The organism is Halobacillus sp. ABH2_015, from assembly GCF_056158945.1.
The window spans coordinates 3,534,838-3,553,342 of record NZ_JBSWUG010000002.1 but is presented as its reverse complement, the minus strand read 5'-3'; the positions used below and the strand labels follow the sequence as shown (position 1 = coordinate 3,553,342).

General features: G+C 50.1%; 15 protein-coding genes and 2 tRNA genes. 13 read left to right on the top strand and 4 right to left on the bottom strand.

Translation table 11 applies throughout. The features are described 5' to 3' along the window. Positions 1-160: 160 nt before the first annotated feature. The 3 genes from ACXAD6_RS18285 to ACXAD6_RS18275 all read left to right on the top strand — a co-directional run bounded on the left by ACXAD6_RS18285 (position 161) and on the right by ACXAD6_RS18275 (position 4,931). Positions 161-1,321 (top strand): pyridoxal-phosphate-dependent aminotransferase family protein, encoded by a 1,161-nt coding sequence (locus ACXAD6_RS18285; protein ID WP_474970129.1) that lies wholly within the window; start codon positions 161-163, stop codon positions 1,319-1,321. 3 nt (positions 1,322-1,324) lie between these two features. Next, positions 1,325-2,911: a phosphoglycerate dehydrogenase gene (serA, locus tag ACXAD6_RS18280; RefSeq protein WP_474970128.1), complete on the top strand. Its 1,587-nt coding sequence runs from the start codon at positions 1,325-1,327 to the stop codon at positions 2,909-2,911. Between the two features lie 502 nt (positions 2,912-3,413). Continuing rightward, a complete protein-coding gene (locus ACXAD6_RS18275) occupies positions 3,414-4,931 on the top strand; it encodes an AbgT family transporter (RefSeq protein ID WP_474970127.1) in 1,518 nt (505 codons plus the stop codon). Between the two features lie 459 nt (positions 4,932-5,390). Here ACXAD6_RS18275 and ACXAD6_RS18270 read toward each other — a convergent pair whose 3' ends face one another. Then, the gene (locus tag ACXAD6_RS18270; RefSeq protein WP_474970126.1) at positions 5,391-6,206 is read right to left on the bottom strand and encodes a histidinol-phosphatase HisJ family protein; all 816 of its coding nucleotides are present in this window, start codon (positions 6,204-6,206) and stop codon (positions 5,391-5,393) included. Between the two features lie 158 nt (positions 6,207-6,364). On the opposite strand from ACXAD6_RS18270, the gene ACXAD6_RS18265 reads away from it, so the two are divergent. The 4 genes from ACXAD6_RS18265 (at position 6,365) to dnaB (ending at position 11,260) form a co-directional block, all read left to right on the top strand. After that, positions 6,365-7,318, top strand: a complete 954-nt coding sequence (locus tag ACXAD6_RS18265; protein WP_474970125.1) for a YybS family protein — start codon at positions 6,365-6,367, stop codon at positions 7,316-7,318. Between the two features lie 29 nt (positions 7,319-7,347). Next, complete coding sequence (locus tag ACXAD6_RS18260; RefSeq protein ID WP_474970124.1) at positions 7,348-9,321, top strand: DHH family phosphoesterase; 1,974 nt, start codon at positions 7,348-7,350, stop codon at positions 9,319-9,321. Then, positions 9,318-9,764: a 50S ribosomal protein L9 gene (rplI, locus tag ACXAD6_RS18255; RefSeq protein WP_474970123.1), complete on the top strand. Its 447-nt coding sequence runs from the start codon at positions 9,318-9,320 to the stop codon at positions 9,762-9,764. Before ACXAD6_RS18260 ends, rplI begins: the two co-directional genes overlap by 4 nt. Before the next feature lie 134 nt (positions 9,765-9,898). Further along, entirely contained in the window at positions 9,899-11,260 is a 1,362-nt protein-coding gene (dnaB, locus tag ACXAD6_RS18250; protein WP_035532384.1) for a replicative DNA helicase, read from the top strand. A 140-nt stretch (positions 11,261-11,400) separates the two neighbouring features. On the opposite strand, the gene ACXAD6_RS18245 is transcribed toward dnaB, so the two are convergent. Next, entirely contained in the window at positions 11,401-12,255 is an 855-nt protein-coding gene (locus ACXAD6_RS18245; protein WP_474970122.1) for a Cof-type HAD-IIB family hydrolase, read from the bottom strand. Continuing rightward, positions 12,246-13,028 (bottom strand): DeoR/GlpR family DNA-binding transcription regulator, encoded by a 783-nt coding sequence (locus tag ACXAD6_RS18240; RefSeq protein ID WP_474970121.1) that lies wholly within the window; start codon positions 13,026-13,028, stop codon positions 12,246-12,248. The genes ACXAD6_RS18245 and ACXAD6_RS18240 overlap by 10 nt, the downstream gene beginning before the upstream one ends. 239 nt (positions 13,029-13,267) lie before the next feature. Between ACXAD6_RS18240 and ACXAD6_RS18235 the strand changes: the two genes are divergently transcribed. Then, a complete protein-coding gene (locus tag ACXAD6_RS18235; RefSeq protein ID WP_027955905.1) occupies positions 13,268-14,557 on the top strand; it encodes an adenylosuccinate synthase in 1,290 nt (429 codons plus the stop codon). A 72-nt stretch (positions 14,558-14,629) separates the two neighbouring features. Beyond that, positions 14,630-15,187, top strand: a complete 558-nt coding sequence (locus ACXAD6_RS18230) for an LOG family protein (protein ID WP_474970120.1) — start codon at positions 14,630-14,632, stop codon at positions 15,185-15,187. Between the two features lie 14 nt (positions 15,188-15,201). Here ACXAD6_RS18230 and ACXAD6_RS18225 read toward each other — a convergent pair whose 3' ends face one another. Next, a complete protein-coding gene (locus ACXAD6_RS18225; RefSeq protein WP_474970119.1) occupies positions 15,202-15,687 on the bottom strand; it encodes a hypothetical protein in 486 nt (161 codons plus the stop codon). A gap of 138 nt (positions 15,688-15,825) precedes the next feature. Here ACXAD6_RS18225 and ACXAD6_RS18220 point away from each other — a divergent pair. The 4 genes from ACXAD6_RS18220 (at position 15,826) to yycF (ending at position 18,503) form a co-directional block, all read left to right on the top strand. Then, positions 15,826-15,902, top strand: a tRNA-Asp gene (locus ACXAD6_RS18220). Between the two features lie 123 nt (positions 15,903-16,025). After that, positions 16,026-16,098 (top strand) — tRNA-Phe (locus ACXAD6_RS18215). A gap of 283 nt (positions 16,099-16,381) precedes the next feature. Further along, positions 16,382-17,620, top strand: coding sequence for a peptidoglycan DD-metalloendopeptidase family protein (locus ACXAD6_RS18210; RefSeq protein ID WP_474970118.1), 1,239 nt, complete (start codon positions 16,382-16,384; stop codon positions 17,618-17,620). 178 nt (positions 17,621-17,798) lie between these two features. Beyond that, positions 17,799-18,503 (top strand): response regulator YycF, encoded by a 705-nt coding sequence (yycF, locus tag ACXAD6_RS18205; protein WP_027955909.1) that lies wholly within the window; start codon positions 17,799-17,801, stop codon positions 18,501-18,503. The last annotated feature ends 2 nt before the right edge of the window (positions 18,504-18,505 follow it).

Here is an 18,505-nt window from a genome sequence, read left to right as displayed (position 1 = left end):
GGGAAAACACCGGCTTATCCTGCTTTAAACAGAATATTCCCATTACATTGACATCGGGTTTACTTCTGATAGGATTATAGAATATCCAATTCTTTTCTAACGTTTTAACGCGTCTAAAAGATGAAAAGAGAGCATTGAATAAATAGGAGGTACAAGTCGAATGAAGCGTGAATGGGATTTGCTTCATACTCCGGGACCGACGCCGATCCCGCCGAGTGTGGACCGCAGTATGAGTCAGCCGATGATTGGACACAGAGGAGAAAAATGCAAGGAATTGATGCAGGACATCGCCCCGAGGTTGAAGCCGGTCTTCGGTACATCCGGTGACGTTCTCGTTATAACAGGAAGCGGGACGTCCGCGCTGGAATCTGCTGTCGTCAATGTCACCCAGCCGGGAGATGAAGTGCTTGTCGTTGTGGCCGGTGCGTTCGGTGATCGTTTTGCCCAGATTTGTCAAACCTATGAATTGAATGTCCACCGCCTCGATGTCACATGGGGAGAGGCTGTAAAGGTCGATCAGGTGACACAGGCCCTCCAGGAGAACCCTGATATCAAGGCTGTATTCGTGACGCACTGTGAAACATCGACCGGAGTCATGCACCCGGTGGAGGCCGTCGCTGAAAAAGTGAAGGAAGTCAGTGAGGCGCTTGTTATTGTTGATGGTGTCTCTTCGATCGGCGGCGCTGGTTTGAATATGGACGCCTCTGGAATCGATATCTTAGTCTCAGGTTCGCAAAAGGCGATGATGCTCCCGGCGGGTCTTGCGTTTGTTGCCGTAGCGGATGCTGCCTGGACAGTCATCGATCAGAATCCGAGGCCGCGTTTTTATTTGGATCTGCGCGTCTACCGTAAGCAGCTGATGGCCGGTCAGACCCCGTACACTCCTGCTCTTTCCCTGCTGTTCGGCCTGCAGGAAGCGCTGCGTCTTTTAGAGGAAGAAACGTTGGAAAAAGTGTATGAACGTCATGCATTAATGAAGCAGATGACACGTGAAGCGTTTCAGGCTCTTCAGATTCCCCTGCTCGTTTCCGATGGAGAGGCATCCACGACGGTCACCTCCGTCCGGCCGGAAACGTTCGAAGCCGAGCAGTTGAGAAAACTGGCAAGAGAAGAATTCGGCCTGCAGCTTGCCGGCGGACAGAAACAGCTGAAGGGCGAAATCTTCCGTGTCGGTCACATGGGGTACTCCCGTCCGGCCAATGTTCTGCAGTATATCGGCATTATCGAAATCATTCTGAAGCGCCTTGGTCATACGTTTGAACCGGGTGCGGGTACAGCAGCAGCTCAGGCGGCGTACCTCGATTTTACAAGGGAGGATTAATCCATGCACCGAGTGTTAATTAGTGATCCATTGAGTGAGGAAGGCATTAAACCGCTCCGTGAAGCGGATGATATCGAAATCATTAAGGAAACGTCCTTGTCCCATGAGGAACTGTTGGAAGCGGTCGGCTCCGCAGAAGCATTGATTGTCCGCAGCCAGACGCAGGTAACGCGTGAAGTCATTGAACATGGAACCCACCTGAAAATCATCGGCCGTGCCGGTGTCGGTGTTGATAACATCGATTTGGATGCGGCCACCGACAATGGTGTGATTGTCGTGAACGCCCCGGATGGCAATACGATTTCCACAGCCGAACACACCATGGCGATGCTCATGTCTCTGGCCCGCAACATCCCGCAGGCGTATCACCAGCTTCAGCAGAAACGCTGGGAACGCAAGAAATTCGTCGGTGTGGAGCTGAAGGATAAAGTGCTTGGAATTGTAGGCTTCGGAAGGATCGGCCGCGAGGTGGCCCAGCGCGCCAAAGGGCACCGCATGAAAGTCGTTGCCTTCGATCCTTTTCTTAATGAAGAAAAAGCACAGAAGGCAGGCGTCACCCACGGTACACTGGAAGAAGTACTCCAGCAGGCGGATTTCCTGACTGTACATACGCCGCTGATTGAAAAAACGAAGCACTTGATTAATGAAGAAGCGATTGCACTCATGAAAGACGGTGCCCGTATTTTGAACTGTGCCCGCGGAGGAATCGTGGAAGAGAATGCTTTATATGAAGCAGTTAAATCCGGGAAAATTGCGGGAGCGGCTCTCGATGTATTTGAAGAAGAACCGGCTACGGAGCATCCGCTGCTGTCCCTGCCTGAAGTGATTGCCACTCCTCACCTCGGTGCAAGTACCGTGGAAGCGCAGGAAAACGTGGCGACCGATGTCAGTGCCGACGTCCTTGAACTGCTGCGCGGAGGAACCGTGAGAAATCCGGTCAACCTGCCTTCGGTGTCTACCGAAATGATGGAGAAGCTGTCGCCATACTTTACGCTTTCCGAACGACTCGGTTCGTTTGTGTCCCGCATTGCAGAAGGCACCTTTGAAAAAATCAATGTCTACTACAGTGGGGAACTGCTCGACATCGATACGACGCCGCTGACGAGAATTGCGGTGAAAGGTATCCTCGGTCGATACATCGGCAGCCGGGTCAACGATGTTAACGCCTATAAAACAGCGGCAGATAAAGGCATTACAATCAATGAGCAGAAGTCTACGAAAACGAAAGGCTTCACGAACCTCATTACGGTGGAAATTGAAACCGATCAGGAAACACGCAGTGCAGCCGGTACCCGCTTGAATGGACTTGGGGCGCGGATCGTCCAGCTCGACCAATATTCCATTGATATCGTTCCGGAAGGTCATTTGATTGTTATTCACCATACGGACCAGCCTGGAGCCATCGGGCGTGTCGGCAGCCTGCTTGCCGAGCAGGACGTCAACATTGCAACGATGCAGGTGGGACGTGCGAATGAAGGTGGAGAAGCGGTCATGGTCTTAACCGTCGATAAAGCCATAGATAAGCAGGCAGCTGATCAGCTTTCTGAGATTGCCGACATCCGCCAAGTGGATTATTTAACCCTCAAATAACTAAAGACCGGCCTGAGCAGGCCGGTCTCAGCTTGTAGAGAAACCTCTGTTTCTTTACAAGCTTTTTTTCTGTCTTACCGCCAGGAGCGTAAGCCCTTCCCTTTCCGCGCCCGACCTTCCTCGCAAAACCCACGCTCAGCGATCCCGGACCACTCGTTCTTCCGGAACGGTCTGCGGCCCATACGTAATTGGAAAAAGTTCATTTTCGATTATTTTCTGTCTAATAATTAGGGGTCGATCTTCTGTTGAACGGAAAATCGTTCTCTTTTTTTGGTGAGGTTACGAGGAGCATCCACCGATAAGTGGAACGAGGCCGCTCCGTATAGGGGGAACTTTATAAGGAGGAACGGACGATCTTGCCGTCTAATCGTCTGCCAGTGGGTTCATTTTGGTGTGGTTTTTGTAAAAGTGAATCATAAACTTTGACTTTGAGACAATCCCTTGTTAAATTTAATGCCGACCTTATTTGTAAGTATTAAATAAAAAAACAAGGAGGACCATTATGAATGCTCAACAAAAAGAAGCTTCTGCCCCGAAAAAGCTTCTCTTCCGTATATTAGACGGGATCGAGTGGCTGGGGAATAAACTGCCCTCTCCTTTGCTGCTGTTTGCCATTCTGGCAGCGCTTGTCGTGGTGATTTCCGGCATCTTTTCCGGTGTATCTGTCACCAACCCGACCTCAGGAGAAGTGGTCGAAGTCAAAAACCTATTCAGTCTCAGTGGACTGGATTATATATTCAACAGTGCCGTTGAAAACTTCATCGGTTTTCCGCCACTTGGCGCTGTTCTTGTAACGATGCTTGGTATCGGGCTTGCGGAACAGACAGGATTGATCAACGCCTCACTGAAGGGCATCGTCTTTTCCTTCCCGCGCCGCCTGCTTACAGCTGCGCTTGTATTTGCCGGTGTCATGTCCAGTGTGGCGGTTAACGCCGGATATGTTGTTCTTCCGCCGCTTGGCGCTGTCCTGTTCCTGGGACTGGGACGTCATCCGCTTGCCGGTCTGGCTGCGGCCTTCGCTGGTGTGTCTGGTGGTTTCGGTGCCAACCTGGCGCTGACGTCCACGGATGCCATTCTGCTTGAGTTGACGGCTGATGCGGCCGGTACCATTGACCCTGCCTACGCTGATACGATCACGGTGACGATGAACTATTTCTTTGCCGCTGCTTCGGTTGCGTTGATTACGATTGTCGGTACATTCGTAACTGATAAAATTGTAGAACCGCGTCTTGGCACTTATAAAGGGGACGAAGCCGGGGAGATTGATGAACTGACAGCCCTGGAGAAAAAAGGGATGCGCCGGGCCGGTATCGGTTTCCTGCTTACCTTCGCTTTGATGGCCTATCTTTCGTTCGGGCCGCTGCGCGGGGACGGGGCTTATATCGAATCACCGTTCTTCAACGCCCTGGTCTTTGTCATTTTCATCCTGTTCCTCGTCCCGGGACTGATTTACGGGATAGTCGTCAAGGAGATTACCAATGACAAAGACTTGACCAAGCTGTTAGGAAAAACGATGGCCACGATGAGCGGCTACATCGCTCTCGCCTTTACGGCTGGTCAGTTTATCGCTTACTTCCGTGAGACCAACCTTGGAACGGTCATCGCTTTCAGAGGCGCCGATTTTCTTGATTCCACAGGGTTTGACGGTATCGGGTTGATTCTGACGTTCCTCGGCCTGACGATGGTCGTCAACTTCTTTATCGGAAGTTCTTCGGCGAAATGGACGATTCTTGCACCGGTGTTCGTGCCGATCATGATGAATCTCGGATATTCCCCGGAATTCACGACACTGCTGTACCGGATCGCGGACTCTGTGACCAACATGATCACCCCGCTGCTCTTGTACTTCCCGGTGGTCATTGCATTTGCTCAGCGTTATGACAAGAAGCTCGGCATCGGTACCCTCATCTCCATGATGATTCCGTATTCGGTCGCCTTCCTGCTTGCATGGCTGCTGCTCTTGCTCGTCTGGGTCATTCTTGGCATCCCAGTCGGACCAGGAGCTCCAATCAGCTATTAATGAATCAACACAGATCATGAAAAAAAGGCCGGACTCCTTATAAGGAGTCCGGCCTTTCAGTCTGTAGAAAAAGTTCGTCCTATCCAGTTAGAGTTGTCCGCATGTCGTGTTCAGGGGGACACGTTCCGCTTATCGGTGGATGCTTGCCGCGGGCACGGCCTCAGCTAAATTGGTCAAGAAAACCATTTGACCAATTGGATCTTCGGCTCGCGCTGTTCCCGCAGGCGTCACCACCGAACGCTCCTCGTGCCGACGCCTGTGGGAAAACAGCTTTACCCTCTGATAAAAGAGAACGTTGAGCATCGCTCCTTCGCCGTTTTATAGGACATTACAGGGGTCGTTACTGCCGCTTGCGTGGGAAAAATCCTATCCATGACCAGGTATTGGAGTCACTAGAAAAAAAGTTTTTCTCCAAGCTGAAAAGGCCGGATGCTCGTCGAGAGCGCCCGGCCTTTTTAATTACCCGATCGGATGACGTTCAGCCTTTCGGTTCGTAAATGTATGGACATGCGAATAGCCGGCTGATTTCGCAAGGTCGATGGCGGCATCATAGCGGTAGCCGATATGGTCCGGCTTATGGGCATCGGAGCAGAGAACGATTCCAACTCCGGCTTCCTTACAGATCCTCAGTAGATCAGGATCAGGATACAGCTCTCCGACCGGTTTTCTCAGACCTGCGGTACTGATTTCAATCAACGTATTCGTAGAAGCCAGTGCTTCCGCCGCCCGCCTGTACTGCCCGATAAGAAAATCACGGTCATCCGGACGGTAGCCGAATACTTTGATCACATCGATATGGCCGACAAAGTCGAACAGTCCGGATTCAGCGAGGGTGACGACGCGGTCGAAATACTGCTCATAGACTTCTTTCAAATCTCTTTTTTCATATTCCTCGCGGTAAATGGCCAGATCGATGCCCCATTCGTCGATCCAGTGCACGGAACCGATCACATAATCGAAGGGATGGTTTTCGATAAAGGCTTCCATCTCTTTTTCCTTACCAGGCATGTAATCCATCTCGATGCCCATTTTAATGGGAAGTCCCTGCTTTTCGGCTTCATCAAACATCTGCTGGTAGGTGTCGAAATCGAGGGTCCGCCGGTTGTTGACCCACGGATTGGAGAGAATCTCTTTTGTCTCCTGGAAAAAATACGCATGTTCAGAAATGCCTAATTCCTGAATGCCTTCGTTTTTTGCTTTTTGTATGTAGGTTCTCAGATAGTCGACGTCTAAATTTCCTGTTTCAGCCATATGCACGTGATAATCGGTCAGCATGAATATCCTCCTCAGGTGGAATTTCATTCATCATACCAGACTCACACCTGTTCACCAAGACAGAACAGGTGTGAGTAAACAACAACCCGTACAAACCGTACATATGTTAAAATAGGGAGGTTAAGACAGCGCGAAAAAAGTCGAGGTGCAACCTGAATATGAACAACTCAAAAAGAATAACCGAAGGGGCTTTAATGGCAGGGATATATCTGCTATTGTTATTGGTAATTATTTTCCTGCCGGGAGGAATCGGATCGTTACTGCTGTTCGTTCTGCCGGTGCCATACATTTATTACAGCAGCCGTCACGGCTGGAAGCCCGGCCTGCTCCTGTTTTGTTTAACGATGATCTTCAGTCTGCTGATCGTTCCGGTCCTTTCCATTCCCTTTACACTCACAGCGGGAATCGGGGGCGTGGTATCCGGCGGCGTCCTGCATGCCGGCCGTTCAGCCTATGAGTCTCTTGCTCTTGGAACCGTCGGGTATACGGGAGGACTGGTCCTCGGTATGGGGCTTGTCCAGCTTCTTCTCGGCATCAATCTTATTGATGAACTCACCGCAGGGATGAGCGATAGTTTAGACACGGTGGAATCTACGATGGGTATTTTCGGACAAGGGGACAGCTCAGAGGAAGCTGTGGACACAGTCCGTGAAGCGATCACCTTCATCCCGGACATCATCCCAAGTATTTTCGTCATGACAAGCGTCATCACGGCCTTGATCAGTTTGTGGCTGACGTTCAAGCTCATGAACAGAATCGAAAATAAATCCTATGCCTTTGCTTCGTTTAAAAATTTCCGATTGCCGACGTCTATTCTGTGGTATTACTTCTTTGCGATGATTTTGAACTATGTGGTGGCAGACCGGGAAGGCTGGGTGTACTTCGGAGCCATCAACGTCTTCATTGTGGCGGGCACACTGCTTGCCATCCAAGGCTTTTCATTCGTCTTCTATTACGCATCACAGAAGAAGTGGCCGAAGGCTGTACCTGTCCTGGTGATCGTTTTTTCATTACTTTCTCCGGGATTGATCATGTATCTTGTTCGAATTTTAGGTATAATTGACTTAGGATTTCCACTGCGCAGCTATGTCAGTGAGAAGAAAAAAAACTAGCTCGGAGAAGATGGTAGGAGCTGAATGCAATGCCGAACTTTTTTAAGAAACCAACGATGAGCGGACACTTATGGATCATCTATGCGATTTCCTTAATTCTGCTCGGGTTTATCTGGTATTATCAGTGGATGCTCGGGTTATTGATGACGCTGTTCCTTGCTGCATCGATATTCTACAGTGTCCGCACCGAACAGCACATGATCAATGAAACCGAGGAATATATATCGACCCTTTCCTACCGGGTGAAAAAGGTGGGCGAGGAAGCTCTGTTGGAAATGCCGATCGGAATTATCCTGTACAGCGAGAATTACACCGTCGAATGGGCCAACCCGTACATGAACCGGTTCACGAATGAGGATACGGTCGTCGGCGAATCGCTGAAAAAGCTGTCGGATCAGCTGATTCCTGCTTTGAAGGAAGAGGAGGATGAGGTGTGGATTACGATCGACGGCTATAAATTCCAGACGGTTGTCAAACGGGAGGAGCGCCTGCTTTATCTGTTTGACCGGACACAGCAGACCGAGATTCATAACCGTTATGAAAATGAACAGACGGTACTTGCGATCATCTTCCTTGATAACTATGAGGAAATTACGCAGGGAATGGATGATACAGCGAAAAGCCATATCAATTCCCAGGTAACCTCCATTCTGAACAAATGGGCCGGGGACTACGGCATCTACTTGAAACGCACTTCACAGGAACGGTTTATGGCTGTGATGAACCAAGAGATTCTTTACACGCTTGAAAAAGCGAAGTTCGAAATCCTGGATGATGTCCGCGAACTGATTACCGATCAGAACGTTCCACTGACACTGAGTTTCGGTATCGGTGTCGGGCCGATCAGCCTGCCTGAACTCGGGGAGCTGTCTCAGTCGAGTCTGGATCTTGCTCTCGGCCGCGGCGGCGACCAGGTGGCCATCAAGGATGATTCCGGGAAGGTCCGCTTCTACGGCGGTAAAACCAACCCGATGGAGAAACGGACGCGTGTACGGGCACGAGTCATCTCCCACGCTATGAAGGAGCTCGTCCAGGCGAGTGAAAAGGTCTTGATTATGGGACATAAATCCCCGGATATGGACTCGATCGGGGCTTCCATCGGCATACTGAAAATCGCTCAGGCCAACGACAAAAAAGCAGCCATCGTCCTGGATCCGGATGATATCGATACAGGCGTGCAGCGGATGGTCGAAGAGATTGAAAAGGATGAAGACTTGTGGGAGTACTTCATCCCGCCGGAAGATGCGCTCGAAATGGTGACGAACAATACACTGCTCGTCGTCGTCGATACGCACAAACCATCCATGGTCATGGAGGAAAAACTGCTGTCGAAGACCGAGCATGTCGTCGTCATCGATCACCACCGGCGGGCGGAGGAGTTCATCAAGGATCCGACGCTCGTCTACATGGAGCCATATGCTTCTTCCACGGCCGAGCTTGTCACCGAGCTTTTGGAATATCAACCGAAGAAGCTGAAGCTGTCCATGCTTGAATCGACGGCCCTGCTTGCCGGGATCATCGTCGATACGAAGAGTTTCACACTCCGTACGGGCTCACGAACGTTTGATGCCGCTTCCTACCTGCGTTCCAAAGGAGCGGATACCGTCCAGGTCCAGAAATTCATGAAAGAGGATCTGGATGTCTATGTAAGGCGGAGCAAGTTGATTGAGAAGGCGTCCATATATAGAGATGGGATAGCCATATCAACAGGCGACCACGGTGAATCCTATGGTCCTGTCATCATCGCTCAAGCGGCAGATACGCTGCTTACGATGAGTGGAATCGTCGCATCGTTTGTCATATCTGAACGCAGTGACGGCCGAATCGGCATCAGTGCCCGCTCCCTCGGCGACATCAACGTCCAGGTCATCATGGAGAAGATGAATGGCGGGGGTCACCTGACCAATGCGGCGACACAGCTGGAAGACACAACGATTGAAGATGCCAGAGATTTGCTGCAGGATATTATTGACGAATATTTTGAAGGGGGAGACACAGAATGAAAGTCATATTCAAAACGGATGTAAAAGGTAAAGGGAAAAAAGGCGAAATTAAAGAAGTGAACGACGGTTATGCACGTAACTACCTTCTGAAGAACAACCTGGCTGTCGAGGCGACCAAAGGCAACATGCAGGCACAAAAAGCCAAGGATGCCAAGGTTGAGCAGCAGGCTCAGGAAGAAGTGGAGGAAGCGAAGCGCCTCAAGGCTCAGCTCGCTGATCTGGAAGTGAAGCTTGATGCGAAATCCGGCGACAGCGGCCGTCTTTTCGGGTCGATTACGAGCAAGCAGATCGCCGAGCAGTTGAAGAAGGATCACAACATCAAGATCGACAAACGGAAAATTGAGCTGGATGATCCGATCCGTACGCTTGGATACTCCAACGTTCCTGTAAAGCTTCACCCGGAAGTGACAGGCACAATCCGTGTCCACATCGCTGAAAAATAAATGTATCAAAGAGGCGCCCTGTCCATTGTCCGGATGAACAGGGCGCTTTTCTGCCCTTTCCGCCATATGGACAGCGGTCAGAATATGAGTTAATATGATGTATTGGTGTTAACGATTTAGAGGAGGAAAAGCTAGTGAGTGAAATGTGGAACGACCGTACCCCGCCTCATAATATAGAAGCAGAGCAGGCGGTGCTCGGTGCGATCTTTTTAGAACCTGAAGCAATGTCGACAGCCGCAGAAAATTTACTTCCGGAAGATTTTTATCGAGCAAGCCACCAGCGGATATTCGAGGTGATGCTGACGCTTGCGGACAGAGGCGAGCCAATCGACCTGGTTACGGTCACCACGGCTCTTTCCAACAATAAGGTGTTGGAGGAGGTCGGCGGGGTTTCCTATCTGACAGATATCGCAAACTCGGTGCCGACCGCAGCCAACGTCGGTTATTATACGAACATCGTCGGTGAAAAATCGACGCTCCGCAGTTTGATCCGAACCGCTACGAACATTGTGACGACAGGATATTCGGAGGAAGAAGAGATTGACGATGTCCTGAACTCCGCAGAGAAGGACATCTTAGAAGTCTCCCAGCGGAAAAATTCCAGTGCGTTCAAAAGCATTAAAGACGTCCTGATCGATGTGTATGACAACATTGAACAGCTGCACATGAACGATGGATCGACGACAGGTATTCCGACGGGCTACCGTGACCTCGATCACATCACCTCCGGTTTCCAGCGGAATGATTTGATCATTATCGCTGCGCGTCCATCGATGGGTAAGACGGCCTTCGCCTTGAACATCGCCCAGAACGTCGCCGTGCACACAGATGAGAACGTGGCCATCTTCAGTTTGGAGATGGGGGCTGACCAGCTCGTTTCCCGTATGCTCTGCGCAGAAGGAAACATCGATGCCCAGCGTCTGCGTACCGGAAGCCTGGAAACGGAAGACTGGAACAAGTTGACGATGGCGATGGGAAGCTTGTCCAACGCCGGCATCTACATTGACGACACCCCCGGGGTGCGCGTGAGTGAAATCCGCTCCAAATGCCGCCGCCTGAAGCAGGAACACGGCCTCGGCATGATTTTGATCGACTACCTGCAGTTGATCCAGGGAAGCGCGAATTCCAAAGAAAACCGTCAGCAGGAGGTTTCTGAAATCTCCCGTTCCCTGAAAGGTCTGGCCCGTGAGCTGAACGTGCCGTTGATTGCCCTGTCCCAGCTCTCCCGTGGTGTGGAATCCCGTCAGGATAAACGCCCGATGATGTCGGACCTTCGTGAATCCGGATCGATTGAGCAGGATGCTGATATCGTCGGATTCCTTTATCGTGATGACTATTATGATAAAGAATCCGAAAGCCAGAACATCATTGAAATCATTATCGCTAAACAGCGTAACGGCCCGGTCGGAAACGTCGAACTGGCCTTCGTGAAGGAGTACAACAAGTTCGTCGACCTTGACCACCGTTATACCGATGCCGATATACCACCGGCCTGACAAGAGAAAGAAACGAAAAGACGCTCACATCCAGAGGGGAGATCTGGAGGAGCGTCTTTTTTATCAGCTTCTGTGAAGCCATGTATGATGATCACCACCCATCACGCCTCCCGGAGAGTCACGCTGGGTCGTGGGTGATCTTAAGAAAAGTAGTGGGTGATGGCGTAGGCTGCGCCATCCTCATCATTGGATTTCGTGATGTAATCGCTTGCTTCTTTCACATCACGGACCGCGTTTTCCATGGCTGCGCTTCTTCCAGCAGCCTTCAGCATGGAAAGGTCGTTATGACTGTCTCCGACGGCCGCTGTCCGGTGCATCGGAATATCAAGGTGCTCCGCTACGGATCTTAAGGCATTGCCCTTGGAGGCTGTTCGGTCTTCCAGTTCAAAATTATGCTCCGCAGAGCTCACCATCGTGAACGATGGGTGGTCACGGAACTTGTTTCTGCCTTTTTCGAGTTTATCCAGGTCGAACGTGAAAGCGAGGATGTTGTACATCGGGTCCTTGGACTCGACGATCTCCTCATAAGATTCGACAAAAGCGAAGCCGTTTTGGCTGAACTGCTTATCCAGTGCATGCCTCAAGCTCTGCTGATCAGTTTCCGGATTGGCGCTGATGAGGCGGTCCATCTCCACGTGAAGGAGTTCCCGTCCATTCTGCGGCGTGTAAATCGATGAGCCGCTGAACACCTCATAATAATAATCCTCCTGCTCCAGCCACTCCAAGGCTTCCCCGGCATCCTGCCGATTCAGTGCTTTTTCTTCAAACAAGGTGCCGTCCGGTGTATGGATGACGGCTCCGTTTGCACTGATGACCCATGGCTGGAGGGGAAGACTGGAAAAAATCTTCTGGACATCGAAGTAGGCCCGGCCTGTCGCAATAACGATTTCCACGCCGTTTTCCCGTGCGTTCTTCAGCGCTTCTGCATTTCCGTCACTGATCGAATTTTCCTTGTTCAAAAGCGTTCCGTCGAGATCAATGGCAATCAAGTCCATAAATCCTTCTCCTCCTCTTCTGTGACAATCAATTCTACTCCGCATTCCTTCAATAGACGCTGGAAAGGTTCCTCCGGTGCCTGATCGGTAATGATCATGTCGATATCCTCCAGTCCTGCAAACGTAAAGAATTCCGTCATACCGAATTTCGTATGATCAGCAAGGACGATCACTTCCCCGGCCTGCTTGATCATATTTTTCTTCACCATCCCGTCCTCTTCATGTCCGAGGGTCAGTCCGTGTTCAGAGATGCCGACTACGCCGATGAAGGCTTTATCAACATGATAGCTTTTCAGGCGTTCAATGACAGAAGCGCCGTAAAGGAACTGGTGCTCCTTCTGCAGGTAGCCTCCGAGGAGCTGGATGGAGACGAGACCGACATTGGAGAGAATATCCGCCTGGTGAATCGAATTGGTGATCACCTTGATCTCCATCGGCGAGATCTGACTGGCGCAGGCCTGTACGGTCGTGGATGTGTCTAAAATGATATGATCCCCCGAATGGATCAGCGAAGCTGCTTTTCTGCCGATTTCCTGTTTTTCATAGGATACAGCCTTCAAACGATGGGTATAATCCTGAATAGCCGCATGGGTTTTCGGCAGGATGGCTCCGCCCCGCGTCCGTACAATGGCTTTGCGCTCTTCCAGCTTCACCAGGTCACGCCTGGCGGTATCTCGTGAAATGTCGAACATCTCACACATTTGATCAATCGTGATGCGGCGGTTGTTTTTTAAGTATTCAATGACGCCGATCAGTCTTTCTTCCTGATACATGGGAGAACCCCTTCCATATCTATCCTCTTGTAAGTGATTATAAGTAATTTTATAATCAAAATCAATGGATAATAAGTTTTATTAAGTTGTTAGAAAAGCCTGATATATAGGCTATTATCGAACATTGAAATATTTTATTGAAATTAATGTTCGGATTCAGCGTTGACTTTCACGTCGGGAATTGGTAAACTGACGAAGGAAATTCAAACCAATAACCAAATTCATTGCGGAGGTGCCTTATGTCTTCAGTAGTTGTAGTCGGAACCCAGTGGGGGGACGAAGGTAAAGGCAAAATTACCGATTTTCTTTCACAAAATGCCGAAGTGGTTGCGCGTTACCAAGGTGGTAACAATGCGGGACACACGATTAAATTTGACGGAATAACTTATAAACTTCACCTGATTCCATCAGGGATTTTCTTTGATGATAAAATCTGCGTACTCGGAAATGGCATGGTCATTGATCCGAAAGCGCTTCTTGAGGAATTGAAATACCTTCACGATAAAGGTGTTTCCACAGACAACCTGCGGATCAGCAACCGTGCGCACGTCATTCTTCCTTACCACTTGAAGCTGGATGCGCTTCAGGAAGAGGAAAAGGGCGCCAATAAGATCGGAACGACGAAAAAAGGAATTGGACCGGCTTATATGGACAAAGCGGCCCGTACAGGAATCCGGATAGCAGATCTCATGGACAAGGAGAGCTTCCGAGAGAAACTGGAGCAGAACCTTGCCGAGAAGAACCGTCTGTTCGAAAAAGTGTATGAAACAGAACCATTTACCGTGGATGAAATTCTTGATGAATACTACGAGTATGGTCAGAAGATCGCTTCTTATGTATGCGATACGTCTGTCGTCCTGAATGACAACCTTGATGACGGCCGCCGCGTCCTTTTCGAAGGCGCCCAGGGTGTGATGCTCGATATCGACCAGGGAACTTACCCGTTCGTCACATCCTCCAACCCGATTGCCGGTGGAGTTACGATCGGTTCCGGTGTCGGTCCATCTAAAATCAAGCACGTTGTCGGTGTATCCAAAGCCTATACGACGCGTGTCGGCGACGGTCCATTCCCGACGGAGCTTGAAAACGAAACCGGCGACCAAATCCGCGAAGTCGGCCGTGAATACGGAACGACAACAGGACGTCCGCGCCGTGTCGGCTGGTTCGACAGTGTTGTTGTCCGCCACGCCCGCCGTGTGAGCGGAATCACGGATCTTTCCCTGAATTCGATTGATGTGCTGACAGGCATCGAAACGCTGAAGATTTGTACGGCCTATAAGTACAAAGGTGAAATCATCGAGGAGTTCCCGGCCAGCTTGAAAGTTCTCGCTGAATGTGAACCGGTCTATGAAGAAATGCCGGGCTGGACGGAAGACATCACGGGTGTGAAAAACCTGAGCGAACTGCCGGCCAATGCACGCCATTACATCGAACGTGTGTCACAGCTGACAGGAATTCCGCTTTCTGTCTTCTCTGTCGGTCCTGACCGTTCCCAAACGAACGTCGTCCGCAGTGTGTACAGCGAATAATCAACGAGCACCTGGCTGTTATCAGTCAGGTGTTTTTGTATAGGATAACGATAAAGGAAAGGAGTGTTTCATGTGAAACGCATTTGTATTTTTGCCGGGTCAAGTGCCGGAAGCAGCCCGGTCTTCGCTGAACAGACAAAAATTCTGGGACAGGCCCTCGCTTCCCGTGGGATTGAACTCGTCTACGGAGGAGCCCGGAGCGGTCTGATGGGCGCTGCGGCTGATGAAGTCCTTGCACATGGCGGGTCCGTTACAGGCGTCATGCCGACGCATCTTTTTGATAAAGAAGTTCCCCACCCGGATATTACGAAAATGATTGAAGTGGACACTCTCCATGAGCGAAAAACGAAAATGAGTGAACTGGCCGATGGATTCATCGCTCTTCCCGGCGGCTTCGGCACGCTTGAGGAATTGTTTGAAACGGTCAGCTGGGCACAAATCGGCATTCATCAAAAGCCTGTCGCCCTCTTCAACATTGAAGGATACTATACCCCCGTGATGAAGCTCGTGGAACACAGTGTCCAGGCCGGATTCGTGAAAGAGGAGCACCAGGACTTGATGGCAGCCTCTTCGGATCCGCACCAGCTTTTGGATGAAATGGAAGCAAAAGAAAAACCGGGCCTTCGCTGAGGTCCGGTTCCTTCTTATACGTGAATCGTTTTTGAAAAGATCAACCCGAAGTACCGGTATGTCACTTTAATTTTGCTGATGGTTGTTTCTTCGGCAATGCTCAGGCCATAGATGGTGGCAGGGGCTGGATCAGTGGCAGCGGCAACGGTTTTAGCAGCAAGAGGAGAGGTATCGGGTCCTAGTGAGAATGAGGCGAAATCCTGCGTGCGTTGGTTCTCACCGAGGAGCGCATGTGTATCCGTAAGGGTGAAACCTTGTTCTGTGTCGCTGATCTGAACATTCACGTGGGAAGGAGCTTCATCATCATTAATGGAAACATCCGTAATGTGGATACTTCCCAGCATGCTTTTGTTTCCTAAAGCAACAATGACCGACTGTTTGTCCTCTGTCGATCCAATCGATCCGTGCTCAAGCGGCGGATTCAGCTTCAGATAGGCAATGAACGATACCAATAAAAAGATAAGGGCGTAAACCAGATAGCGGAACCATATCCTCGTCAACGAGATCCTCCTTTCTATGTATAATGGCAGCTGTTCAGACAAAGGACTGAAGAATATCTTACATTCTATGAAATTTACTATTGCTTCCCCTTTGACCGTGTGGTACGATAGATATCGTTGCGGTGAACGAGCCGTATTGGTCCGGTAGTTCAGTTGGTTAGAATGCCTGCCTGTCACGCAGGAGGTCGCGGGTTCGAGTCCCGTCCGGACCGCCATTTTCATTATATCATTCTGTGTAGTCGAATTCACACGTAATGTGATTCAGTAATGGAAAGAAGAAGTCGAAAGCTCGGTAATTGCAGGAGCTTCATCGGTTTTGAAAAATTTCATCTTCCTAGGGCTCGGTAGCTCAGTCGGTAGAGCAACGGACTGAAAATCCGTGTGTCGGCGGTTCGATTCCGTCCCGAGCCACTTCTTTAAAAAGCCTGTAGAGGAACTTTATGTTCCTCTACAGGCTTTTTTGTGTTCATTTACAGGAAAATATTATCCGTGTTTCCACATCCTCATTTTGATGCTAATTTATATCAATATATATAAGATTGTTATCTATTTCGTAAAATTGCCAGGAAAATTATATCTTTTTTACAAGTTTTAAAATCTATTTTATTAAAAGTTTGGCTATGATAGATTAATGAAAGTGAATTTTACATTTTTTTATAGATCGATACACATAAAAATCCAGGGGGAAGGAAACATGTGGAAGAAGGTTGTCATCACGGGAATTGGAATCGCTGTACTCGGAGTCGGAACGGTTTATGCAGAGCAGTCCATGCAGACCGTTTATCACGTCCAGATGGATGGCCGGGAGATCGGTACCGTGACAGAGAAAGCTGTCGTTCAGGATGAACTGGAAGCATTGGTGAAACAGAAGGAAGAGCAACATGAGGATTGGAACTTGACGGTGGCTGAAGATATTACATTCAAGCCGGAGCGCGTCTTTTCTATTGAAGCAGACGAGGGAGAGGTGCTTGAACGCCTGGAGCAGGACGTGTCGTACGCGGTGGAAGCGGTACAAGTCCAAGTGAATGGGCAGTCCATCGCTTACCTTCCGGAGGCCGGAGATGTAGAGGAAGTGATGGAGACGTTAAAAGCGGAATACGTCAATGACGAGCGCGGCTCGGAGGAAGAGGACGTGTCTGCCGGCGCAACAGAACTTGAAAACGTCTACGTCAATGGTGTGATCGACTATGCCCCTGTTCAAGCGGCTCCTTCGTCCATCAATACCGTAGAGGAGACGGTGGACCGCATTCAAACCGGTAACATGTCAGAGCAGGTGTCGCTGAGCAGCGGCGAACCGCTGGTCGATGTGATCGTAACCGAACAGGAACGGGAAGCAGAAATGATTGCCCACAAGGTCGAAGTCCGGAATACGGATGCCCTGTATGAAGGAGAAACGGAAATCCATCAAGAAGGACAGGATGGGAAGAAGGAAACCTTGATTCAGACGGTGACGGAAAACGGCGAGACCACAGAGGAGGAAGTCCTTGAAGAGGAAGTCGTCGAGGATCCCGTCACACAAGTCGTGTTGAAAGGCACGAAGCCGTCGCCATCCACCGGATCCGGGAAATTTGTGTGGCCGGCAGTCGGAGGAGTCATTACGAGTAAACAGGGAGAACGCTGGGGGCGTTATCACAAAGGGATCGATATCGCCGGCGTTTCCGATCTGACCATCAAAGCCGCCGATCACGGGAAGGTGACCGAAGCCGGTTACCAGGAGAGCTTTGGAAACAAAGTCGTCATTGATCATGGCAACGGCTATGAGACACTGTATGCCCACCTGTCTTCCATCGATGTCCAGGTAGGGGACAAGGTTCAGCAGGGTGAAAAAATCGGGGATATGGGAACGACCGGCCATTCCACCGGTGTCCATCTCCACTTTGAAGTGCATAAGGATGGCGGCCTGGAAAACCCGCTTTCCCACGTATCTCAATAATGAAAAGCCGCTATGCAGAGTCATAGCGGCTTTTTTCATGGGAATGACTAATCATGGAGGCCTATAGATAGGATGAACGGATGATTTCCTGTCGTGTCTTCAGATGAAATAAGACATTTAGCAGGAAATAAGTTAAAATGAGGGAAAGAACAGAAGTCGATGAAAGGGATGAGACAAGATGGCTCAAAAGATCTTAGTTGTAGACGATGAAAAACCAATTGCTGATATATTGAAGTTCAACCTTGAGAAGGAAGGCTATGAAGTCGTGTGTGCCTATGATGGGGACGAAGCGATCGCTAAAGCGGATGAGGAAGAGCCGGAACTGATTCTGCTTGATATTATGCTTCCGAATAAAGATGGCAATGAAGTGTGCCGGGAAGTGCGTAAGCGCCACAATATGCCGATCATCATGCTGACGGCTAAAGACGCTGAAATTGATAAAGTGCTCGGACTGGAAATGGGTGCGGATGATTATGTAACGAAACCGTTCAGCAACCGTGAACTGATTGCCCGTGTCAAAGCGAACCTGCGCCGCCAGCAGCAGGAGCCCGAGGATTCCTCCCAGCAGACGAAGGATATTGAAATCGGCCGCCTGGCGATCCATCCGGATGCTTATACGGTGACGCGTGATGGGACATATATCGAGCTTACCCATCGTGAATTCGAGCTGCTTCACTACTTAGCCCGCCATATCGGACAGGTGATGACGCGTGAACACCTGCTTGAAACCGTATGGGGTTACGATTACTACGGTGATGTCCGTACCGTTGATGTGACTGTCCGCCGTCTCCGTGAAAAAATTGAGGAGAACCCGAGTAACCCGATGTGGATCGTGACACGACGAGGGGTCGGCTACTATTTGAGAAATCCAGAGCAGGACTGACT